At 71.1% G+C, this 21,681-nt stretch carries 19 protein-coding genes; 9 read left to right on the plus strand and 10 right to left on the minus strand.

Features of this window, described 5'->3' with window-relative positions; translation table 11 throughout:
* Positions 1-3 precede the first annotated feature (3 nt).
* Positions 4-1,014, plus strand: a complete 1,011-nt coding sequence (locus tag QSK32_RS01950) for a LacI family DNA-binding transcriptional regulator (RefSeq protein WP_045745852.1) — start codon at positions 4-6, stop codon at positions 1,012-1,014.
* 45 nt (positions 1,015-1,059) lie between these two features.
* Here the strand turns inward: QSK32_RS01950 and QSK32_RS01955 are convergent, their stop codons facing one another.
* The gene (locus QSK32_RS01955; RefSeq protein WP_045745853.1) at positions 1,060-2,469 is read right to left on the minus strand and encodes a serine/threonine-protein kinase; all 1,410 of its coding nucleotides are present in this window, start codon (positions 2,467-2,469) and stop codon (positions 1,060-1,062) included.
* 307 nt (positions 2,470-2,776) lie between these two features.
* On the opposite strand from QSK32_RS01955, the gene QSK32_RS01960 reads away from it, so the two are divergent.
* A complete protein-coding gene (locus QSK32_RS01960; protein ID WP_285471050.1) occupies positions 2,777-3,823 on the plus strand; it encodes a hypothetical protein in 1,047 nt (348 codons plus the stop codon).
* A gap of 76 nt (positions 3,824-3,899) precedes the next feature.
* On the opposite strand, the gene QSK32_RS01965 is transcribed toward QSK32_RS01960, so the two are convergent.
* Positions 3,900-4,925, minus strand: a complete 1,026-nt coding sequence (locus QSK32_RS01965; RefSeq protein WP_045745855.1) for a hypothetical protein — start codon at positions 4,923-4,925, stop codon at positions 3,900-3,902.
* Positions 4,926-5,031: 106 nt separating this feature from the next.
* Here QSK32_RS01965 and QSK32_RS01970 point away from each other — a divergent pair, with 106 nt between their 5' ends.
* Genes QSK32_RS01970 through QSK32_RS01980 form a run of 3 tightly spaced genes read left to right on the plus strand, consistent with a single transcriptional unit; the run spans position 5,032 to position 8,697 of the window.
* Positions 5,032-7,317, plus strand: a complete 2,286-nt coding sequence (locus QSK32_RS01970; protein ID WP_285471051.1) for an EAL domain-containing protein — start codon at positions 5,032-5,034, stop codon at positions 7,315-7,317.
* Positions 7,318-7,359: 42 nt separating this feature from the next.
* Positions 7,360-7,866: a hypothetical protein gene (locus tag QSK32_RS01975; protein WP_045745857.1), complete on the plus strand. Its 507-nt coding sequence runs from the start codon at positions 7,360-7,362 to the stop codon at positions 7,864-7,866.
* 54 nt (positions 7,867-7,920) lie between these two features.
* Positions 7,921-8,697 carry a hypothetical protein gene (locus tag QSK32_RS01980; protein WP_045745887.1) on the plus strand — a complete coding sequence of 259 codons (777 nt, stop codon included), beginning with the start codon at positions 7,921-7,923 and terminating at the stop codon, positions 8,695-8,697.
* 114 nt (positions 8,698-8,811) lie between these two features.
* Here QSK32_RS01980 and QSK32_RS01985 read toward each other — a convergent pair whose 3' ends face one another.
* From QSK32_RS01985 to QSK32_RS02015, 7 genes are read right to left on the minus strand one after another with little or no spacing between them, the layout of a single operon-like run.
* The gene (locus tag QSK32_RS01985; protein ID WP_045745858.1) at positions 8,812-9,945 is read right to left on the minus strand and encodes an ABC transporter substrate-binding protein; all 1,134 of its coding nucleotides are present in this window, start codon (positions 9,943-9,945) and stop codon (positions 8,812-8,814) included.
* A gap of 32 nt (positions 9,946-9,977) precedes the next feature.
* Positions 9,978-10,733: an ABC transporter permease gene (locus QSK32_RS01990; protein ID WP_285471052.1), complete on the minus strand. Its 756-nt coding sequence runs from the start codon at positions 10,731-10,733 to the stop codon at positions 9,978-9,980.
* The gene (locus QSK32_RS01995; RefSeq protein WP_045745860.1) at positions 10,730-11,488 is read right to left on the minus strand and encodes an ABC transporter ATP-binding protein; all 759 of its coding nucleotides are present in this window, start codon (positions 11,486-11,488) and stop codon (positions 10,730-10,732) included. The genes QSK32_RS01990 and QSK32_RS01995 overlap by 4 nt, the downstream gene beginning before the upstream one ends.
* Entirely contained in the window at positions 11,485-12,327 is an 843-nt protein-coding gene (locus QSK32_RS02000) for an ABC transporter permease (RefSeq protein WP_285471053.1), read from the minus strand. The genes QSK32_RS01995 and QSK32_RS02000 overlap by 4 nt, the downstream gene beginning before the upstream one ends.
* Positions 12,324-13,319, minus strand: coding sequence for a TIGR03842 family LLM class F420-dependent oxidoreductase (locus QSK32_RS02005; RefSeq protein WP_045745862.1), 996 nt, complete (start codon positions 13,317-13,319; stop codon positions 12,324-12,326). The genes QSK32_RS02000 and QSK32_RS02005 overlap by 4 nt, the downstream gene beginning before the upstream one ends.
* A gap of 13 nt (positions 13,320-13,332) precedes the next feature.
* Positions 13,333-14,736 (minus strand): dihydropyrimidinase, encoded by a 1,404-nt coding sequence (hydA, locus tag QSK32_RS02010; RefSeq protein WP_285471054.1) that lies wholly within the window; start codon positions 14,734-14,736, stop codon positions 13,333-13,335.
* Positions 14,733-15,575, minus strand: coding sequence for a nitrilase-related carbon-nitrogen hydrolase (locus QSK32_RS02015; protein ID WP_045745864.1), 843 nt, complete (start codon positions 15,573-15,575; stop codon positions 14,733-14,735). Before QSK32_RS02015 ends, hydA begins: the two co-directional genes overlap by 4 nt.
* Before the next feature lie 180 nt (positions 15,576-15,755).
* Here QSK32_RS02015 and QSK32_RS02020 point away from each other — a divergent pair, with 180 nt between their 5' ends.
* From QSK32_RS02020 to QSK32_RS02035, 4 genes are all read left to right on the plus strand, one after another.
* Positions 15,756-17,132, plus strand: a complete 1,377-nt coding sequence (locus QSK32_RS02020; RefSeq protein WP_285471055.1) for an aminotransferase class I/II-fold pyridoxal phosphate-dependent enzyme — start codon at positions 15,756-15,758, stop codon at positions 17,130-17,132.
* A gap of 40 nt (positions 17,133-17,172) precedes the next feature.
* Positions 17,173-18,456: an aspartate aminotransferase family protein gene (locus QSK32_RS02025; RefSeq protein ID WP_045745866.1), complete on the plus strand. Its 1,284-nt coding sequence runs from the start codon at positions 17,173-17,175 to the stop codon at positions 18,454-18,456.
* A gap of 226 nt (positions 18,457-18,682) precedes the next feature.
* Positions 18,683-19,918 carry an inorganic phosphate transporter gene (locus QSK32_RS02030; protein ID WP_045745867.1) on the plus strand — a complete coding sequence of 412 codons (1,236 nt, stop codon included), beginning with the start codon at positions 18,683-18,685 and terminating at the stop codon, positions 19,916-19,918.
* A gap of 11 nt (positions 19,919-19,929) precedes the next feature.
* Positions 19,930-20,238, plus strand: coding sequence for a hypothetical protein (locus QSK32_RS02035; RefSeq protein WP_045745868.1), 309 nt, complete (start codon positions 19,930-19,932; stop codon positions 20,236-20,238).
* A gap of 147 nt (positions 20,239-20,385) precedes the next feature.
* Here the strand turns inward: QSK32_RS02035 and QSK32_RS02040 are convergent, their stop codons facing one another.
* The gene (locus tag QSK32_RS02040) at positions 20,386-21,555 is read right to left on the minus strand and encodes a glycerophosphodiester phosphodiesterase (RefSeq protein WP_045745869.1); all 1,170 of its coding nucleotides are present in this window, start codon (positions 21,553-21,555) and stop codon (positions 20,386-20,388) included.
* Positions 21,556-21,681: the final 126 nt, after the last annotated feature.

Consider the following 21,681-nt stretch of genomic DNA (forward strand, 5'->3'; position numbering starts at 1 on the left):
GCGATGCGTGACGAACGGAGCCGATCGGCGGGTCGGCCGACGCTGGAGGAGGTCGCTGCCCGGGCCGGGGTCGGTCGTGGCACGGTGTCCCGCGTCGTCAACGGTTCCGCCCAGGTCAGCCCGAAGGCGCGGACCGCGGTGCAGGATGCGATCGCGGCTCTCGGCTATGTGCCGAACCGGGCCGCCCGTGCCCTGGTGACCCAGCGGACCGACTCGATCGCGCTGGTGGTCTTCGAGTCCGGTGAGCGGTTCTTCGCCGAGCCGTTCTTCGGCCGGCTCGTGCAGTCCGTCTCGTCGGTGCTGGTCGCCCGCAACCTGCAGATGATCCTGATGATCGCGCAGGCCCCCGAGGAGCGCCGCCACCTGGAGGGCTACCTCACCCGCCAGCACGTCGACGGCGCGCTGCTGCTCTCCCTGCACGGTGACGACCCGCTGCCCGCGGTGCTGGAGGAGCGGGGCGTGCCGACGGTGCGGGTGGGCCGTCCGGTGCATCCGGAGCCGGTCAGTTACGTCGACGCGGACAACCGGGGTGGCGCCCGCGCCGCCGTCACCTACCTGCGGGACCAGGGCCGCCGGTGCATCGCGACGATCACCGGCCCGCTGGACATGGCGGCCGGCATCGCCCGCTACGACGGTTACCGCGACGTGGTCGGCGAGGGCCCGGCGGCGCGCGGCGACTTCGGCGAGCTCTCCGGCGCGACCGCGATGGAGTGGCTGCTCACGCACTACCCGCAGATCGACGCGGTGTTCGCCGCCTCGGACCCGATGGCCTCGGGCGCGATGCGCGTGCTGCGCCGGGCCGGCCGCCGGGTGCCGGAGGACGTCGCGGTCATCGGGTTCGACGACTCGGCCATCGCCCGGCACACCGACCCGCCGCTGACCAGCGTCTACCAGCCGGTCGAGCAGATGGGCCAGGAGATGGTCCGGCTGCTGCTCAACAAGCTCGACGGCGACGAGCCCACCGAGCGCGAGACGGTCCTGCCGACCAGGCTCATCCTGCGAGGCTCGGCCTGATTCCCGGGTACGCGGTGAGCCGGTGTCCCGGGTCCGGCCGCGGGGTCAGGTGCCGGACGCCCCGCGCAGGTCGGCGAGCCGGGCCTGCAGGATCGCCGCCTGCTCCTCGGTGATCGCCTCCTCGCCCAGACGCTGGCGCACCTTGCGGCTGAGCACGTCGGCCTGCTCCTGCACGTCGACGTCCTCGCCGACGCTGAGCTGACGCAGCAGGTTCATGAAGTCCAGGGCGACGTCCGGCCGGATCTCGCCGATCTCCTCGCCGCGTTCGACCGCGGCCCGGACCCGGCTCAGCGCCACGTCCACGGTCAGCGGCGTCGCCTGCGTCGCCGGGGCGGTGGGGCTCGATGTGGCGCTGCTGGCGGGCGGCGACGGCGGCTCCGGTGAACTGGTCAGCGGCGCGGCGACGGCCGGCTCGCCGGTCGTCGGGGTGGCGGCCGGGGTCTGCGCGTACCGGTCGTCGCTGCGGGAGTCGCCGATCGCGTTCACCACCGCGGCGAACGCCAGCAGCACCGCGGCCAGCCCGACGCCGAGGCCGATCCGGCGGCGCAGCGCCGAACCGGTGCGGGGCGGCACCGGAAGGACCGGGGCCTGCCCGGTCGGTGGTGGCAGCGGCAGCGCGATGGTCTTGCGGGCCGGGGTGGACGGGATGAGCCGGGACAGTGCCTTGCGCGCCTCGGCGGCGGACGGCCGGCGGTGCGGCTCGTCCTCCAGGCAGTGGTCGATCAGGTGGCGCAGCCGGTCCGGCAGGGTCCCGGGCAGCCGGCTCGGGCCGGTGGCCTGCGCGGCCGCCAGCTCCTCCCAGGTGTCCACGTTGTACGGCGGCTGCCCGGTGACCATCTCGAAGAGGAGAACGCCGAGCCCGTACAGGTCGGTGGCGGGTTCGGCCGGTTTGCCGTCGAGCCGTTCCGGAGCGGCGTACGCCGGGGTGCCGAAGCTGGCGCCGGTCTCGTCGTCGTCCGGCTCGCCGGCGGCCGCGCTGATCCCGAAGTCGAGCAGTTTCACCCCGTCGGCGCAGAGCATGACGTTGCCCGGTTTGATGTCGCGGTGCACGACGCCCGCGGAGTGCGCGTGCGCCAGGGCGGCGGCGACCGCGGCGCCGACCGAGACGGCCTCACCCCACGGCATCGGGCCGTCCAGCAGGCGGGCCGCGACGGTCTCGCCGCCGAGCAGCTCCATCACCACGAACGGCGCGACCGAGCCGTCGGTGCGGACGGCCTCACGGTAGTCGTGCACGGCGGCGATGCCGGGGTGCTGCAGCCGTGCGGCGAGCCGGGCCTCCCGCCACGCCAGGTGGGCCGCGCGGGTGTCGCCCGCCGGGAGCTTCACCGCGACGGGCCGGTCGAGGAGTTCGTCGACGGCTCGCCAGACCTGCGCCATACCGCCTGTCTCGAGCAAGGTGACGAGGCGGTACCGCGAGGCCAGAAGGACACCCGGCGCCGGCCATACATCGTGCATCCCAGGACATTCACTTAGTCCGCCGGGCATGTCAACTCCCCTGGCTGCGACGCGCGTCCCACTTCCGGCCGCGTACCGGGACACGCAGGGCGATGATCCGCCCGCACGCTGCCGTTCTTCGCGGATGGTGCCGTTTCGCCGCCTCCGGTGATCCGTTCGCGGGGGCGTGGAAGACCCCGGAAACGAGCTACCGACCGGCAACCGGCGGTGACCACGGGCTGCACCCGCCGGTCCGCAATCTTGTTCTCACCACGCCGGAGCGGCACGAGCCGCGAAGGCAACCGGCAACAACGAGGAGAACCCCCAGATGAACATGCGCCGCCGTACCGCCGCCACCGTCGCCATGGCCGCCGCGTTCACCGTCCCCACTGTCGGTCTCGCCGGTGCCGCGTTCGCGGAAACCGGTTCAAGCGCCAACAACGGTCTTCCCAAACCGGGCGTCAGCGCCAGCGCGGGCCTGTCGGTCGGCGTGACACTCCCCAAGCCCGCCGCGAGCTCGAGCTCCACCGCCAAGCCCCTCCTCCCGATCACCGTCGGCCTGCCGAAGCCGGCCGCCAGCTCCAGCGCCAACCCGGGCCTCTCGGTCGGCGTGACGCTGCCGAGCCTGCCCCGCTCGTCCGCCTCGGCCGGCCCGTCCGCGTCGGCCAGCCGTTCGGCCGGTGTCTCGATCACCCTGCCGTCCCTGCCCAAGCCGTCCAGCAGCTCCAGCACCGGTTCCGGCACCGGTGGCAACGGCGGCTTCATCACCTACCCGGGTGTCGGGATCGGCATCAACCTGCCCGGTCTCAAGCCCACCACCCTCCCGTCCACCAGCGCCTCCGCCAGCCCGTCCGTCAGCGCCAGCGCCACCGCCAAGCCGATCGTCTCGGTCGGCGTGACCCTGCCCGGCCTGGTCAAGCCGTCCGCGTCCACCTCGCTCGGCGTCTCGATCGGCCTGCCCGGTCTGACCAAGCCCAGCAAGGCCGCCCCGACCCCGACCACCTGCACCACCACTCCGGCCGCCACCCCGACCCCGGCCGCCAGCAGCAGCTCGTCCACCAACTCCTTCGGCATCACCGGCACGATCAAGGCCCTCAACCTGCTCAAGGGCACCGTCGACGTCAACGTCACCACCGGCTCGCTGAAGGGCAAGACCGTCACGGTCGGCGTCCCGCAGCTCGCCACCGTCACCCTGGACGGCCGGAAGGCCGCGCTGAACCTGCTCGGCATCGGTGACGCGGTCACCATCGGCGGCACCGCCAAGAACGGCCTCTACGTCGCCACCAACCTGATCGGCACCGACGCGGACAAGACGGTCTGCACCCCGGCGCCGACCGCCGCCCCCGAGGAGGGTGACCCCAACTACCAGGACTGATCTCACTCAGAGGTTCCGGTGACCGGCCCACCGTGAAGGCGGGCCGGTCACCGATGTCCCACCCGTGCCGTCCCGGTCAGTCGACCGTGGGCGGCTCGGTGCGTGCCGCCTCGGCCAGCGCGGCCGCCGCCGACCGGTACGGGTTGTACGTGTACGACCGGGACAGCGTGCCCGGCACGGTGAAGTAGGCCGCGGACAGCGCCGCCGGATCGGTGGCGATCTCCCCGCGGGCGATCGTGTCGTCACCGTCGTCCCAGCCCCACGGTGCGTTCGCCGAGTCGGTGCCGCAGGACCAGGTGCCCTGGCCGCAGCCGCCGCTGGTGTCGCCGGCGAACGTGCCGAGGGCGGCGAACAGGCTGCCGGTGTTCCGCTGGGCCCACAGTCCGCCGTCGGCGAAGACGTCCACCAGCCGGTATCGCACGTCGCGGTCGTCGGCACCGGACGGTGTCTCGGCCACCGTGGACGGGTAGTAGACGAGACCGTCCCCGTTGATCGTGTACTGCGGGTACGCCTTGAGCCCGTGCCCCTTGGCCTCCTGCGCGGTGACCGGGTGCGTGAACGCGTCGTGCGGCGAGGACTGCATCTGCAGCGTGCCGTCGATCGTCTCGCCGCCGTCGGTCCAGGTGCTGCCGGCCGGCGCGTACGAGAAGAAGTCGCTGTGCGCCACCGTCACCGCCGAGCGCAGGATGCCGTAGTCCGAACCGTCCTTCTCCACCGCGAGCAGCACGCCCTCGCCGTCGTTCTCGTGCTCGCTCTCGAAGAACGGGTGGTCCACCCAGTCCCGCGGGTGGAAGAACAGGTACGTGATGAAGAAGTGCGACGCGGTCTCGGCCACCGAGTAGTACGCGTACGCGGCCGTGTCCGTCCCGGCGTTGTCCCAGTTGTCGCGGCCGTCGAGGTTGCCGTCGAAGTCGTACCTGGTGATCATGTCGGACTTGCCGCCGAGCGCGTGCGCGCCGGTGACGTCGGTGTCCTGGTAGTGGATGGGCGCCCAGCGCAGCGCCAGATCGGCCCGGCTGACCGCCGCCCGGGCCGGCGTCGCCGTCCCGGCCAGCACCAGAACCCCGGCCGCGACCGCGGCTGCACAGCGTCGTCCGTACATCGAAGCTCCCCACCTTTTGGTATGTAGGAGCGTCAATATATGCAAGATCGGTGGACGGCTGGGAAAGATCTCATGTCCGGTACCCGCCCCGCCGATCGTCGGGAGCATGGGGGGATCCGGCACACCACCGCCGTGGCGCTACGTCACGGCCAGCGGGCTGCTCGTCGTGCTCGGTGTCCTCTGGTACGCGTGGTGGATCGTGACCGGTATCGGCCCGGCCGCGGTCGGCTACACGCTGATGCCGGCCGGACTGGTGACCGCCGCGGCGGCACTGCGCTCGATGCGCCGGTCGGTCGGCCTGGCCCCGGTCGCCGAACGGTTCTGGGGCTGGCTGGAGGCGGCCTGCTACCCCCTGGCCGCCGGGTACGCCCTGCTCGCCGTCGCCGCCTTCCGGGAGTCCCCGCAGCTGCCCGCGATGCCACCGGTCTCCGCCGTGCTGGTCGGCGGCGGGGTGCTCGCCGCGATGTGGGCCGTCGCCCGGGTGCCGGTCGGCGTGAACAGCCGGGCCGACCGCGGCCGGCAGGGCCTGGACCGGCTGATCGCGTTCCTCGGCTGCGTGACCGTGCTCTGGCACTTCGGCATCGCGCCGATGCTCGACGCCCCCCAGCCGTGGAGCGGGCCGGCGGTGGCCACCCTGATGCTGTCGTTCGGGTTCGCGGCCGGCGCGATCACCAAGGTCTCGTACATCACCGGTGGTCCGGTGGACCGGGCCGCGGTCCGGTTGATCGGCTCGACCGGGCTGGTCGCGGCCGCGGTGGCGGTGTTCGCCGCGGTGCCCGCCTTCGACGGCGTCATCCCGGCACAGGCGATCTGCCTGCCGGTGATGCCGCTGCTGGTCGCGCTGGCCGCCCGCCGTCAGCACGGCTCGGCCGGGGCCCGGCCGCGGCGCGGCAACGTGTGGCTGCCGTACCTCGCGGTGCTCGCCGTCGACCTGCCGCTGATCGAACTGGTGGTCAGCCCGGTCGCCTGGGACCTGCGGGAGGGCGAGACCCGCCTGGTGGTGGCCCTCGCCGTGGTGGTCACCGGGCTGGTCACCGTCCGGCAGTACCTCTCCTTCCGGGAGAACTCCCTGCTGCTCGCCGAGAAACGGGCGTCCGAGGCCCGGCTGCGGCACGAGGCCACCCACGACCCGCTGACCGGCCTGGCCAACCGGGTGCTCTTCCGGGAACTGCTCGACGAGGCACTGGCCGGGCCGGGCGCCACCGTCCTCATGATCGACATGGACGACTTCAAGAGCGTCAACGATTCGCTCGGGCACGACGCCGGCGACCAACTGCTGATCGCCTTCGCCGAGGTGCTGCGGTCGGCGTCCGGCACCGACGGCACCCCGGCCCGGCTGGCCGGCGACGAGTTCGCCATCCTGATCGACCGCCCGGCCCGCGGCGGTGACGTCGCCGAACGCCTCAAACAGGCCACCACCGTGCCGATCGGGCCGCACCGGCTGCTCGTCCACGTCAGTGCCGGCCTGGCCACCGCGCCCGGCGGTGCCGCGGCCACCCTGCTGCTGCGCGACGCCGACGCGGCCATGTACGTGGCCAAACAGCGCGGCAAGGCCAACTGGGTGCGCTACGAGAGCGGCATGGAACAGTCCGCCCAGGCGCACGTGCAGCTCGGCGGCGACCTGCGTGAGGCGCTGGCCGGCGGGCAGTTGCGGGTCGTGTACCAGCCGGTGGTCCGGCTCGACGACCGGCGGATCGTGGGCGTGGAGGCGCTGGTCCGCTGGGAGCACCCGGTGCAGGGGACGATCTCACCGGCCGAGTTCATCCCGGCCGCCGAGCAGACCGGCCTGATCGTGCCGGTCGGCCGTTTCGTGCTGCGTGAGACCTGCCGGCAGGCCGCCGCCTGGCTCGCCGAGTTCGGGCCGGACGCGCTGACCCGGGTCGCCCCCAACGTCTCGCTGCGCCAACTCCACGACCCGGACTTCGAGGTGGACGTCCGGGCCGCCCTGGAGGACCACGCACTCCCCGCCGACCTGCTGGTGCTGGAACTCACCGAGTCGGCGTCGCTGCGCAGCCCCCGGGTGTCGCGGGTGCTGCACCGGCTGCACGGCACCGGCGTACGGCTGGCCCTGGACGACTTCGGCACCGGCGAGTCGTCGCTGAGCCTGCTGCGGACGTTCCCCGCCGACATCGTCAAACTCGACGAGTCGTTCGTCGACGGCATCGAACGCGACGAGCCGGGCAGCACGGCGGTGGCCCGTGCGGTGTTCCAGCTGGCCGGGGCGTTCGGGCTGGAGACGATCGCGGAGGGCGTGGAGAACGAGGAGCAGGCCGAGCGTCTGCTGCGCCTCGGGTACACCCTGGGCCAGGGCCACCACCTCGGCCGGCCGATGACCGGCGACGAGATCACCACGATCGTCGCGGCCCAGCGCGCCGGCGCGGCCGCGGCCTGATCCGCGGCCGGATGTTCCAGGACCGCCGGTTAGGGTACGGATGTGGACACGGCGGACGACGGCACCAGCACCGCCCGGTCGCTCGCGGACCGCCTGGAGGCTCTCGGCTTCACGGGTCTCAGCGAGGGCGACGCCGCCGCGCGGATCATCGACGAGGTCACCGCCTGGGGCGAGGAGCGCGGCTGGCGGGTCTACCGCCGGGCGCCGAGCGTGTTCCCGCTGCCCCCGCCGCTGCGGGGCAACTCGGTGCTGGACGTGGCGTTCGCCCGCCCGGGTGGTGCCCCGCCGCTCGCGGTCGAGGTCGACCGGTTGGACCGGCAGCGCACGGTCGACAAGCTGCTCGCCGAGGCGGCCGCCGGCCGGGTCGCGATCTGGGTCCGCTGGGGTGCCGGGCCGTTCCGTCCGCCGCCGCTCCCGGTGCACCTGGTGACCAGGGAGGCGGCCCGCCGGAGCGGGCGCTGGAGCACGGCCGCCGACCGGCCCGCCCCGGAGCACTCCGGGGCCGCCCCGACGGCCGCCGAGGTCGAGGAGCTTCCGCTCATTCCCTGATCACCTTCATCGAATCCTCAGCCGGGAAGGCAGCCGCTTTGTCAGGCTGTGGCGGTGACACAGCATCAGCTGAGGCATCCGGCGGCATGGTGGGCGCAGTTCGAGGAGGCCTCGGACCGGTTCGACACGGCGTATCTGACCGAGGGGCTCGGCGACCTGATCATCGCCAAGATCGCGTCACCGTTGCTGAAACGGGAGGCGGAGATCGCCGCCGACGTGGTGGTGCGGCACCTCAACAAGCCGGCCGCCGAGGAACTCGCCGAACGCTCCGAGCGGGCGGTGCAGCGTCTGGTCGACACCGTGCGGCGGCTCGAGGAGCGGTCCGGCGACGGGTTCGGCCTGGTCGAGGCGCAGGCCCTCTGCCACCTGATGGAGGGCCGTTTCGGCGAGGCCGCCGCGGCCGCCGAGGAGTTCGTCAAGACGCCGCAGATCCTGCGGGTGTTCGTCGGGGCGCTGCGGATGGAACGGTTCGACGGCGACGTGGCGGTCCGGATGCTGGCCGCCGGGCACTCGCCGGGTGCCGCCCTCAACTCCGGTTCGGTGATCGGCAGGTACAACTGGTGGCCCAAGTGGCTGTTGAAGATCGTCACCGAGCGGGCGCTGGCCGGGCACCTGGACGAGGAGACCGTGACGGCTCTGGACCGGTGCGCGTACGCCGAGCTCACCCCGGCCCAGTCCCGGATCGCCCGCCGTCTGCTGGAGGGCGAGGAGGCGCTGGTCGACGCGTCCGCGGTGCGGCTGGAGGGGATGGGTGAGGCCGAGGCGGCGGCGAAACTGCGCGAGGGCGACCTGACCGCTGTCGCCCTCGCCTGCCGCCTGATCCTGGTTTGACCCGCACAGGGGTGTGTTGTTTTCGGGCGCGCTACGCGCCCGAAAACAACACACCCCAAGCACTGTGTTGAGTTCGGGCGCCGTAGGCGCCCGAACTCAACACACGAAAGAGCGTTACGCGCCGCCCTCGGTGAGGGTCACCGGGGCGGGCTGGAAGGACGCGCCGGTGACGTCCACACCGGCTGCCTTCGCCGCGTCGAGCGCCTGGTTGATGTAGTCGTTGGTGTACGCGAGACCCTCCGGTGCCTTGGTCAGCACGGTGTCGCCGGTCTGGTTCCTGGTGGTCATCGAGAGGTCGACGGTCTGCTTCCAGGCGGTCTCGTCGATCACGCCGATGCCGCCGGTGGACGGCCAGATCAGCTTGTTCGTCTCGGTCATCTGCCACAGCTGGTGGCTGGTGCCGAGCTTGGAGCCCTTGGCCACCACCATGTCGCGGCACTTCTCGGCGTTGTCCCGGCAGAACGCCCACCCCTGGATGGTGGCGGTCAGGAACCGTACCGTCTGGGCCTGGTAGTTCGGGTCGCTGAGCTTCTCGGTGTTCGCCCACACGGCGTCCTGCAGCATCGACGACCCCTCGGTCTTCCAGTCGATGATCGCGAAGTCGTCGGCGGTGTAGAGCTGCCCGGTCGCCGGGTTCTTGGCCTCCAGCAGCTGGGCGTACTCGTTGTAGCTCATCGCCTGGGCGGCGTCGATCTCCTTCTTGAGCAGCGCCTGCATGTCGAACTGCTGCTGCACCAGGGTGACGTCCTTGCCGGGGTCGATGCCGGCCTTGGTCATGCCGGCGAACAGCTCGAACTCGTTGCCGAAGCCCCAGTTGCCGACCTTCTTGCCCTTGAGGTCGGCGGCGCTGGTGATGCCGCTGTCCTTCCACGCCACCTGGTACGTGCCGGACCGGGCGAAGATCTGGCCGACGTCGGTGATCCCGGCGCCCTGTTCGCGGGAGGCGAGGGCCTTGGGCACCCAGGCGACCGCGTAGTCCGCCTTTCCCTGGGCGAGCACGGTCTGCGGCACGATGTCGACGCCGCCTTCGAGCAGTTCGACGTCGAGGCCCTGGGCCCGGTAGAAGCCCTGGTCGACGGCGGCGATGTAACCGGCGAACTGGGCCTGGAAGAACCACTGCAGCTGGAGCTTGATCGGGGTGAGGCCGCCGCTGGGCGCGGTGGTCACCGCGGAGTCGGCGGTGCCGCAGCCGGCGAGAAGAAGGGCGGAAGCGGTGACAATAGAGGCAAATATCCGGTTTCGTCGCACAGGATCCTCCACAACGCGGAAATCGGGGGAACTCAGGAGATCAGTCGCGTCCGCCACGGCATGGCGAGCCGTTCCAGCAGCAGCGTGACCAGATAGAAGGAGAGTCCGAGCAGGCAGGCGCCGGCCACGAAGGCCCAGGCACGGGGATAGGCGGTGAACGCCGCAGCGGAGGTGATCCGCGCGCCGAGCCCGTCCTGCAGCCCGCCGAAGTACTCGGCGACGACCGCGGCGATCACGGCCAGCGACGACGCCTGCCGCAGACCGGTGAAGAGGTGGGGGAGCGCGCCGGGCAGCCGGACCTTGCGGGCGAACGTCCAGCCGCCGGCCGCGTACGTGCGCATCAGCTCCTGATGCACCGGGTCCACCTCGCGCAACCCGCGCAGCAGGTTGAGGAAGACCGGGAAGAACACCACGATGCCGGTGACCAGGCGGCGGGGCACGCTGCTGGTCGACTCGAACATGTTGTTGAGGATCGGGGCCAGCGCGATGATCGGCAGGGCGTTGAGCACCGCCGCGAACGGGACCGACACCTCGCCGAGCAGGCGGAACCGGCTGGCGGCGAGGGCGGCCAGGACCGCCAGCAGGGTGCCGCCGATCAGCCCGGTCAGGGCGTTGGCGCCGCTGGCCAGGGCCGCGTCGACGATGTTGCCGCGTTGCTCGAGGATCTGCGCCCCGATCGCCGACGGCGCGGGCAGGATGAACGGGGCGACCCGCCCCAGGGTCACGGTGAGTTCCCAGAGGACCAGGGCGAGGACGCCGACGACCACCGGCGGGACGACGCGCCTCATCCGCGCAGCGCCTTGCGTACCTCAGTGATCTTGTCGAAGTAGGCCGGCGCCTGACGTCCCGCCTCGTCCCGCGAGGGCAGTTTCACGTCGATCGCCGCGGTGATCCGTCCCGGTCGCGCCGACATCACCACCACCCGGTCGGAGAGGAACACCGCCTCGGAGATCGAGTGGGTGACGAAGACCGTGCTGGTGCCGGTCGCGGCACAGACCGCGAGCAGCTCGGCCTGCAGGCGTTCGCGGGTCATCTCGTCGAGCGCCCCGAACGGCTCGTCCATCAGCAGCAGCGGCGGCTGCACGGCCAGCGCGCGGGCGATGGCCACCCGCTGCTGCATGCCGCCGGAGAGCTGACCCGGGTAGTGGCCGGCGAACTCGCTCAGCCCGACCAGTTCCAGCATCTCCTCGGCCTTGGCCCGGCGTTCGGCCCGGCCCGCGCCGCGCAGCTCCAGCGGGAGCTCCACGTTGCGCCGCACGGTCCGCCACTCGAAGAGGCCGGCCTGCTGGAAGGCGATGCCGTAGGCCTGGTCGCGGCGGGCCTGCGCGGCGGTCGTGCCGGCCACCGTGACCGTGCCGGTGGTCGGCGCGATCAGGTCGGCGATCAGGCGCAGCAGCGTGCTCTTGCCGCATCCGGACGGCCCGATCAGCGAGACGAACTCGCCGTCGGCGACCGTCAGATCGACATCGGAGAGGGCGAGCACCTCGTCGGGCCGGCCCGGGTTGAAGACCTTGGTGACGCCGGAGATCGCGACGGCGGTCATAGCGTGGCCACCTCCACGTGGCGACGGTGCCGCATCAGCGGCAGTTCGAGAAGACTGACGGCGCCGGCCACGAGCAGGCCGAGCAGCGCCGCGCCGAGCATCGCGGTGTAGACCTTGGCCGGGTCCGAGGTGGCCTCCCGGGCGTACTCGATGAGCAGCCGGCCGATGCCGCCGCGCGTACCCGTGGAGATCTCCCCGACGACGGCACCCACCACCGCCGCGGCCCCGGCCAGGCGCAACGCCGGGAAGAGATAGGGCAGCGCCGCGGGGAGACGCAGCGTCACCAGGGTGCGCCACCAGCCGGCGGCGTAGCTGCGCATCAGTTCCACGCCGGCGGCCGACGGCGACTGCAGACCGCGCAGCATGCCCACCGCGACCGGGAAGAAGGCCAGGTAGGCGGCGATCACCGCCACCGTCGCCCAGGGCGGCATCAGGACGCCGCCCCACCCGGCGATGAGCGGTGCGAGCGCCACGAGCGGCACGGTCTGGGAGATGATCACGTACGGGAGAAGCCCGCGCTCCACCACCCGGAACCGTTGCATCGCGACGGCCAGAGCCAGCCCGATCAACGCCCCGGCGACGAAACCGGCGGTGGTGATCCCCAGGGTGAACAGGCACGCGTCGACCACGACCCGCCACACCGGGCGGCCGCCGGTCAGCTCGGGGGCACCGAGCCGCTCGGCGATCGTCCACAGGTGCGGCATCGAGAGGTCGTCGGCGCGCGGGAGCACCCGCACGCCGAACAGCACCGTCCCGTCGGGGTTCCCGGCGGCCTTGTACCCCTCCCAGGCCGCGGCCCCGGTCAGCAGCCCGGCCAGGACGGCGAGGAACCGTCTCATGCGAAGGCCGGGATGATCTGCTCGCCGTAGGCGTCCAGGGTGGACTCCTTCGCGTCGTGCTGCAGGTAGACCGCGAACTGGTCGACTCCCAGCTCCCGGAGTTCCTGCAGCCGTTTGACGTGGTTCTCCACCGGCCCCAGCACGCAGAACCGGTCGACGATCTCGTCGGGCACGAAACCGGTGTGGCTGTTGCCGGCCCGCCCGTGCTCGGCGTAGTCGTATCCCTCGCGGGCCTTGATGTAGTCGGTCAGCGCCTGCGGCACCGCGCCGTCGCCGCCGTACCGGGCGACGATGTCCGCCACGTGGTTGCCGACCATGCCGCCGAACCAGCGGGTCTGGTCCCGCTGATGCGCCAGGTCGTCGCCGACGTAGGCGGGTGCGGCCACGCAGAACTTGATGGCGTCGGGGTCCCTTTTATTCTTGACCGCGGCTTTTCTGACGGCGCCGATCATCCACTCGGCGATGTCCGGGTCGGCGAGCTGCAGGATGTACCCATCGCCCACCTCACCGGTCAGCGCCAGAGCCTTGGGCCCGTACGCGGCGACCCACACCTCCAGCCGGCTGTCCGCCGCCCAGGCGAATCGGATCTCGTTGCCGCGTACGTTCGCGGCGGCACCGTTGCCCAGCGCCTTGATCACCTGCACGCTCTCACGCAGCTGACCGAGGGTCTGCGGGGTGAGCCCGAGGACCCGCAGCGCCGAGTCGCCCCGGCCGATGCCGCAGACGGTCCGGTTGCCGTACATCTCGTTGAGCGTCGCGAACGTCGACGCGGTGACCGTCCAGTCCCGGGTGCCCGGGTTGGTCACCATCGGGCCGACCACGATCCGTTCGGTCGCGGCCAGGATCGCCGAGTAGACGACGTACGGCTCCTGCCAGAGCACGTGCGAGTCGAACGTCCAGAAGTGACTGAATCCGGCCGTCTCGGCCCGGCGCGCCCAGTCGACGAGGGCGAGCGCGGGCGGATCGTTCTGCATGACCACGCCGATGTCCATGGGCTCTCCCCTTTCAGAGCAGGTAGTCGCTGAGGCCGCGCTTGACGTACCGGCCCCGGCCGGCCCGGCCGGTGTACTCGCCGCCGGACGCGATCACCTCGCCCCGGGACAGGACCGTGTCAACCTTGCCGTCGATCTCCCAGCCCTCCCAGGCGGAGTGGTCCATGTTCATGTGGTGCGTCGCGGCGCTGATCCGGGTGCGCCCGTCCGGGTCGTAGAGCACGATGTCGGCGTCCGAGCCGGGGGCGATGATCCCCTTCTGCGGGAACAGGCCGAACATCCGTGCCGGCGTGGTCGCGATCGTCTCCACCCAGCGGCTCAGCGACAGCTTCCCGTCGACGACACCCTGGTAGAGCAGGTCGACCCGGTGCTCGACGCTGCCGATCCCGTTCGGGATCTTGGAGAAGTCGCCCAGGCCGAGCTCCTTCTGGTCCTTGAAGCAGAACGGGCAGTGGTCGGTGGAGACCACCGACAGGTCGTTGGTCCGCAGTCCCTGCCACAGGTCGGCCCGGTGGCTCTCGTGCTTGCTGCGCAGCGGCGTCGAGCACACCCACTTGGCGCCCTCGAAGCCCGGCGCCCCCAGCTGGTCCTCCAGCGTCAGGTACAGATATTGCGGGCAGGTCTCGGCGAACACGTTGCGCCCCAGGTCGCGGGCCGCCTTCACCTGCTCGAGAGCCTTGGAGGCGCTCAGGTGCACGATGTAGAGCGGGCAGTCCGCGGCGACCGACGCCAGCCAGATCGCCCGGCTGGTGGCCTCCGCCTCCAGCTCCTGCGGCCGGGTCAGGCCGTGGTGCAGCGGGCTGGTCTCGCCGCGTTCCAGGGCCTGCTTGACCAGCACGTCGATGGCCGGGCCGTTCTCCGCGTGCATCATGATCATGGCGCCGTTGTCCCGGGCCTTCTGCATGGCGCGCAGGATCTGGCCGTCGTCGGAGTAGAACACCCCGGGGTACGCCATGAACAGCTTGAAGCTGCTGATCCCCTCGGTGGCGACCAGGTAGTCCATCGCCTTGAGCGACTCGTCGTCCACCCCGCCGAGGATCATGTGGAACGCGTAGTCGATGTGGCAGTTGCCCTCGGCCTTGCCGTGCCAGGCGGCCAGACCGTCCTGGACCACCTCGCCGGTCCGCTGTACCGCGAAGTCGATGATCGTGGTGGTGCCGCCGATCGCCGCCGCCCGGGTGCCGGTGTCGAAGGTGTCGCTGGCGTGCGTGCCGCCGAACGGCAGCTCCATGTGGGTGTGCGCGTCGACGGCACCCGGGATGACGAGCTTCCCGGTGGCGTCGATGGTGTCGTCGACGGACGGGGCCTGTCCGGGTGCGTACAACGCGGCGATCTTCTCGCCGTCGATCAGCACGTCGGCGAGGATGGCGCCGGTCGGGCCGACGACCGTCCCGCCCTTGATCAGCTTGACGGTCACGGCGCCACCAGCCCGTCGTAGCTGTCCGGCCGCCGGTCGCGGTAGAACTGCCAGCGGTCCCGGACCGTGCCCAGCAGGCCCAGGTCCAGGTCGCGGATGATCAGTTCCGGCTGGTGGGTGTCGCCGACCTCGCCGACGAACTTACCCTCCGGGTCCACGAAGTACGTCTGGCCGTAGAAGTCGTTGTCACCGAGATCCTCGACGCCGACCCGGTTGATCGCGCCGATGAAGTACTCGTTGGCGACCGCGCTGGCCGGCTGCTCCAGCTGCCACAGATAGCTGGACAGGCCCCGGCTGGTGGCCGACGGGTTGAAGACGATCTGCGCGCCGTTCAGGCCGAGAGCCCGCCAGCCCTCCGGGAAGTGCCGGTCGTAACAGATGTAGACGCCGACCCGGCCGACCGCGGTGTCGAAAACGGGATAACCGAGGTTTCCCGGACGGAAGTAGAACTTCTCCCAGAAACCCTTCACCTGCGGGATGTGGTTCTTGCGGTATTTACCGAGATATCTGCCGTCCGCGTCGACCACGGCGGCGGTGTTGTAGAGGACGCCGGGCTGCTCCTGCTCGTACATCGGCAGGACCATGACCATTCCCAGTTCGGCGGCGAGCGCCTGGAACCGCTCGGTGGTCGGGCCGGGGATCGATTCCGCGTACTCGTAGTACGCCGCGTCCTGGACCTGGCAGAAGTACGGTCCGTAGAAGAGTTCCTGGAAGCAGATCACCTTCGCGCCCTGGGCGGCGGCATCCCGGGCGTAGGCCTCGTGCGCCTTGATCATCGATTCCTTGTCGCCCGTCCAGGTGGTCTGGACGAGGGCGGCTCGGACGACTCCGGTCGTCATGACGGCCCCTCTCTATTTGATCTTCAGGCGAGTGCTCGGCACCTGTGATCGTCTGTTTACTCCCCGATTTGACCCCTGCGCTAGGGCTTGCTTGTGAGCGCCGGATGCCGTAGGACACTAACGACACACATTGGAGCGGACAATTGCCCGAACGTTACGGAATGTTTCGGAGAGAATAATTTGCTGACGCTGATCACGGGGGCGGTTCAGGATCGGAGCGCCCGGGGGATCGCCGCGGCCGTCAGCCGTCTGATCACCGCCGGACGGCTCACGGCGGGCGCCCGCCTGCCCACCGTCCGCGAGGTCGCCGGCAAGCTCGGCGTCAGCCCGACCACGGTCAGCGAGGCCTGGCGCAACCTGATCCAGGCCGGCGCCATCCAGACCCGCGGACGCTCCGGCACCTTCGTCGCCGGTCCGCTGCCGGCCCGCGAACGCCTGCGGTACACCCAGCTCAGCGGCGCCGGGATGCACATGCCCCGCGACCTGTCCACCGGCGTGCCCGACCCGGCGCTGCTGCCCGACCTCAGCGAGTCGTTGCGCCGCATCGGCGACGGCCGGTGGGCCGGCAGCTACCTGGACGCCCCGGTGCTGCCCGCACTGGAGACCGTGCTGCGCGAGCGGTGGCCGTACCGTCCGGAGAGACTGACCGTGGTGGACGGTGCGATGGACGCGCTGGACCGGATCGTGGCGGCCGTGCTGCGCTACGGCGACCACGTGCTCGTCGAGAACCCGGCCTTCCCACCCTTGCTCGACCTGCTGCAGGCGGTCGGCGCCACCGTCGTCGGCGTGCCGATGGACTCCCGCGGCATCGAGCCCGGGGCGCTGCGCGACGCTCTCCGGCAGTACCGGGCCACCGCCCTCTTCCTGCAGCCACGGGCACACAACCCGACCGGGGCCAGCATGGACGCCGCCCGGGCCGCCGAACTCGCCGACGTGCTGCTGGAGGCGCCGCACCTGCTGGTGGTCGAGGACGACCACGCCGGGGACATCGCCACCGCGCCGCCGGTCAGCCTCGGGCGCTACCTGGCCGACCGCACCGTGCACGTCGCCAGCTTCTCCAAGAGCCACGGACCGGACCTGCGGCTCGCGGCGGTCGGCGGGCCGGCCCACGTGCTCGACGCGGTCGCCGACCGGCGACTCCTCGGGCCGGGGTGGTCCAGTCGGCTGCTGCAGGGCGTACTCCTGGATCTGCTGACCGACCCGAGCGTGGCCGCCCAGGTCTCCACCGCCAAGGAGGTCTATGCCGCGCGCCGCGCGGCCCTCCTCGCGGCGCTGAGCGAACGCGGGGTGCGGGCCACCGCCGGCGACGGCATCAACATGTGGGTGGCGGTGCCCGACCAGCAGAACGCGATGGTGGCCCTGGCCGCCCGCGGCGTCGCGGCCGCCCCCGGCGCCCCGTTCTGCGTCACCCCGCTCGGTGAGGACCACGTCCGCGTCACCGTCGGCCTGGTCGACGACGGCTACGAGGACCTGGCCGACGTGCTCGCGTCGGCCGCGTTCCGGACCAGCCGCGGCAGCGGCCGGCGCGACCCGGGCCATCCGCACGGCTGGCGCTGACTTCTTGGATCAACCGCAGGAACAACAGTGGAGGTACCCGATGAGTCTTCTGGATCGGCATCGCGCGGTGATGCCGCAATGGATGCCCGTCTACTACGGCGACGACGCCCTGGAGATCGTCTCCGGCTCCGGCCGCCGTGTCGTCGACGCCACCGGCCGCAGTTACCTGGACTTCTTCGGCGGCGTGCTGACCACGATGATCGGCTACGACATCGCCGAGATCAGCGACGCGGTCCGCCGGCAGGTCGACACCGGGGTCGCGCACACCTCGACCCTCTATCTCATCAAGCAGCAGGTCGAACTGGCCGAGAAGATCGCCCGGCTGTCCGGCATCCCGGACGCCCGGGTCTTCTTCACCAACTCCGGCTCCGAGGCCAACGAGTCGGCCCTGCTGTTCGCCGCCAACGTGCGCCGTTCCAACCAGATCCTGGCGATCAAGAACAGCTACCACGGGCGGACCTTCGCCACGATGGCCGTCACCGGGCACCGGAGCTGGTCGTCCAGCTCCCTCAGCCCTCTGACCGTCAACTGGCTGTCCTCCGCCGACCGGCTCCGCGGCCGGATGGCCGGGCTCGACGACGGCGACCTGATCGACGCGGCCGTCGACGACCTGCGCGAGGTCCTGGCCACCGTCACCGCCGGCGACGTGGCCGCCCTCATCGCCGAACCCATCCAGGGCGTCGGCGGCTTCGTCCACGGGCCGGACGGGCTCCTCGGCGCCTACCGCAAGGTCCTCGACGAGCACGGCATCCTGCTCATCGCCGACGAGGTGCAGACCGGCTGGGGGCGCACCGGCGACCACTTCTGGGGATACCAGGCCCACGACGTCACCCCCGACCTGATCACCTTCGCCAAGGGCATCGGCAACGGGTACGCCCTGGGCGGCGTCGTCGGCCGCGCCGAGGTGATGAACGCGGTGCCGGCGATCAGCTTCTCCACCTTCGGCGGCAACCCGGTCAGCGCGGCCGCCGGCAATGCCGTCCTCGACTACCTCCTCGACCACGACCTGCAGGGCAACGCCCGCCGGGTGGGGGAGATCCTGCTCGGCGGCCTGCGCGGGGTGGACAGCCCGATCGTCGGCGAGGTCCGCGGCCGCGGCCTGATGATCGGCATCGAGTTCGTCCGCCCCGGCACCCGCGAGCCCGACCCGGCCGTCACCGTCCAGGTGTTCGACAGGTGCCGCGAGGGCGGCCTGCTGGTCGGCAAGGGCGGTCTCTACGGCAACGTGCTGCGCCTGGGCCCGGCCCTGACCCTGACCGAGGACGAGGCCCGCGAGGGCCTGGCCGTCCTCACCGAGGCGATCGCCGCCGCGTCCGCGGCCTGATTTTCAAGGCAGGTGCCCGATGAGCAAAATCGGGCACCTGTGAGCCGCCTATGGACCGGATATCCCTAAGAAAGTGTTCATCCTCACGCCGTTGACATCACCTGTCGTGATCGATTGATCACTATGAGTTCAACTTTAGGAAACTTGAGGTTAACGCGGGCCGAATCTTGTACACGCTGCGTTCCGCCTCTGGCTGTGTGAGGGTTGCTCGGGTCACGATCACCGCGTGACTGAAACATCCGTGATCTTGGCGCTGGTGGTCGTGACGGCCCTGGCCTTCGATTTCACCAACGGGTTCCACGACACCGCGAATGCGATGGCCACGTCCATCGCGACGAAGGCGCTGCGGCCGAAGACCGCCGTCGCCCTCTCCGGCATCCTGAACCTGGTGGGCGCCTTCCTCTCGGTCGAGGTCGCGCTGACCGTCACCAACGCCGTCGTCAAGATTCAGGACAAGACCGGCGCCCCCAAGGCTGAGCTGCTCGCGGACGGCGGCAACGCCCTCCTGCTGATCATCCTGGCCGGTCTGGTGGGCGGCATCGTCTGGAATCTGCTCACCTGGCTCCTCGGCCTCCCGTCGAGCTCCTCGCATGCTCTGTTCGGCGGTCTGGTCGGCGCCACCGTCGCGGGCCTCGGATGGGCCGGCGTCAACTGGAACGGTGACGGGTCGAAGCTCGACGGCGTGGTCGGCAAGGTCATGCTGCCGGCGCTGATCTCCCCACTGATCGCCGGTCTGGTGGCGGCCGTCGGCACCTGGGTGATCTTCAAGATCACCGCCGGTGTGGCGGAGCGTTTCACCCGGAACGGCTTCCGCTGGGGGCAGATCGGCAGCGCCTCGCTCGTCTCCCTCGCGCACGGCACCAACGACGCGCAGAAGACGATGGGCGTGATCACGCTCGCGCTGATCGCCAGCGGACACTGGAGTGACCTGGAGAACATCCCGTTCTGGGTCAAGATCTCCGCCGCGCTGGCCATCGCGCTCGGCACCTACCTGGGCGGCTGGCGGATCATCCGGACCCTCGGCAAGGGCCTGACCGACATCAACCCGCCGCAGGGCACCGCCGCCCAGTCCGGCGCGGCCGCGGTCATCCTGGCCTCCAGCCACCTCGGCTTCGCGCTCTCCACCACGCACGTCGCCACCGGTTCGGTGCTCGGGTCCGGCATCGGCCGTCCCGGCGCGAAGGTCCGCTGGGCCGTCGCCGCCCGCATGGTCGCCGCCTGGATGATCACCTTCCCGGCCGCAGCCCTGATCGGTGGGGCGATGTGGTGGGTCGGCGACACCGTCGGCGGGACCGCCGGCGCGCTCGTCGTCTTCGTCCTGCTCTGCATCGCCTCGGTCGCGATGTACCTGCGCTCCCGTACCGGCCGCGTCGACCACGACAACGTGAACGACGACTGGGACGGCGAGACGACCGTGACCACGACCCCGGCCGGCCCGATTCCGGCCGTCGCGGCGAACTGAGAGGCGACGTCATGCACAACCTGGGATTCGCCCTCGACGGCGCCTGGCAGGTCCTGCTCGCCGGTCTGGCCCTCGGTGCCGGCCTGCCGATCCTCTTCGCCCTCGGCATCCGGTCGCTGGCCTGGGGCGCGGGTGAGGCCGCGGTCGGCGTCAACGGGGTCACCGCGGGCCGCCGCCGCCCGATCGGCACGGCTGCCGGTTACGCCCTCTTCGGGATCGTCGTGCTGGGCGTGCTGCTCGGCCTGGCGTTCATCGTCTCCACCGGCTTCGGCTACAAGCTCAGCTTCGAGCACATCTACCCGACGTTCATCGCCAAATAACCCCATTTTTTAGGGTACGAGCCACAACTCCCTCAAAAACTACGACTTCTTGGAGCCGGCGGCGACGGCCGGCGTACCGCGCTTGCGCGCCCGGAGGATGTGCCTCCGGGCGCGACTTCGTGCGTATCGGTGATCCCCGCCAGGAGGTCAGGCGGCGACCGTCGCCCGTGCCACCACACCGATGTCCGGGTTGTCGGTGAACAGCCCGTCGATCCCGGTCCGCAGGAACGTCACCTGCTCGTCGATCGCCTTGCCGTACGCGGTCGGATCCGCCCCCACCCGCAACTCCGCCGGCAGGAACGAGTTCTCCGCCCGGAACGTGTACGGAACGACCTTGATCCCGGCCGCGTGCGCGTTCGCCACCAGGGCCGTCGGCGTGCCCAGCGTCCCGTCCGCGTTCCGCGGGATGATCTGGTTCTTCTCCGGCCCGAGGAAGTCCACGTACTCGGCGAGTTCGGACAGCCCCTTCGGCGTCAGGTAGTCGGCGTAGCTGCGCGGATCGTGGTACGGCGTCCCCGACGCGCTGGTCAGGAACACCAGCGGCACCTGGAGCCGGTGTTCGCCGGCCAGGTCCCGCAGGTTCGCCGACTCGAACGACTGCACCACGATCTTCGCGCCCCGCTTGTCCAGGCCGTTGCGCCGTAGCACCGTGACCAGTGGCTTCTCCAGTCCGAGGCCGAGGGCCGCGAAGTACGTCGGGTGCTTGGTCTCCGGGATCACCCCGACGTCGCGGCCCAGTTCCCGGGTGAGCCGCTTGCGCAGGTCCAGCACCTCCTGGAAGGTCGGCACCTGGTATCGGCCGTCGTACAGGGTGTTGCGCTGCCGGATCGACGGGATCCGCTCGGTGGCCCGCAGCGTCTTCAGCTCGGCGAGGGTGAAGTCGTGCGTGAACCATCCGGTGACGCTCACCCCGTCAAGCGTGACGGTCCGTTTCCGATCAGCGAACTCCGGCCGCGACCCCACGTCGGTGGTGCCGCCGATCTCCGGTTCGTGCCGGCACACCAGCACCCCGTCCGACGTGATCACCAGGTCGGGTTCCATGTAGTCGGCACCCAGCCGCGCCGCCAGCTCGTAGCTGGCCAGCGTGTGTTCCGGACGGTATCCCGAGGCACCCCGGTGCCCGACGATCAGCGGCGTGCCCGGCCGCCCGCCGCCTCCCGAGCCGGTGCCGGTGAACCCGGCCGCGGTCCCCGTGTCGATCGTGTGCGCCCCGGTCACGGCATCCCCGGCCAGCGCGGGTGACGCGATACCCCCGGCCAGCACCGGCGTGGCCGCGGCCACCGCTCCGATACGCAGCACCTGACGGCGATCAGCCACGTCTCCTCCACCACCTGTTGGACCGGCGCTCCTCGCCGGCCGTCGAGGTGAGTCGACGTGATCCAGTGATCGTCCAGGCGACGTTTCCCTGACGTGTCCGCGAACGCCCGCCCAACGTCGACCGCC

The sequence above is a fragment of the Actinoplanes sp. NBRC 101535 genome, from assembly GCF_030269225.1.
GTDB lineage: Bacteria > Actinomycetota > Actinomycetes > Mycobacteriales > Micromonosporaceae > Actinoplanes > Actinoplanes rectilineatus.

Coding starts and splice junctions, on each gene's coding strand:
- QSK32_RS01950 (WP_045745852.1), top strand. CDS start 4: ATGCGTGACGAACGGAGCCGATCGGCGGGTCGGCCGACGCTGGAGGAG.
- QSK32_RS01955 (WP_045745853.1), bottom strand. CDS start 2,469: ATGCACGATGTATGGCCGGCGCCGGGTGTCCTTCTGGCCTCGCGGTAC.
- QSK32_RS01960 (WP_285471050.1), top strand. CDS start 2,777: ATGAACATGCGCCGCCGTACCGCCGCCACCGTCGCCATGGCCGCCGCG.
- QSK32_RS01965 (WP_045745855.1), bottom strand. CDS start 4,925: ATGTACGGACGACGCTGTGCAGCCGCGGTCGCGGCCGGGGTTCTGGTG.
- QSK32_RS01970 (WP_285471051.1), top strand. CDS start 5,032: ATGGGGGGATCCGGCACACCACCGCCGTGGCGCTACGTCACGGCCAGC.
- QSK32_RS01990 (WP_285471052.1), bottom strand. CDS start 10,733: ATGAGGCGCGTCGTCCCGCCGGTGGTCGTCGGCGTCCTCGCCCTGGTC.
- QSK32_RS01995 (WP_045745860.1), bottom strand. CDS start 11,488: ATGACCGCCGTCGCGATCTCCGGCGTCACCAAGGTCTTCAACCCGGGC.
- QSK32_RS02000 (WP_285471053.1), bottom strand. CDS start 12,327: ATGAGACGGTTCCTCGCCGTCCTGGCCGGGCTGCTGACCGGGGCCGCG.
- QSK32_RS02005 (WP_045745862.1), bottom strand. CDS start 13,319: ATGGACATCGGCGTGGTCATGCAGAACGATCCGCCCGCGCTCGCCCTC.
- QSK32_RS02015 (WP_045745864.1), bottom strand. CDS start 15,575: ATGACGACCGGAGTCGTCCGAGCCGCCCTCGTCCAGACCACCTGGACG.
- QSK32_RS02025 (WP_045745866.1), top strand. CDS start 17,173: ATGAGTCTTCTGGATCGGCATCGCGCGGTGATGCCGCAATGGATGCCC.
- QSK32_RS02035 (WP_045745868.1), top strand. CDS start 19,930: ATGCACAACCTGGGATTCGCCCTCGACGGCGCCTGGCAGGTCCTGCTC.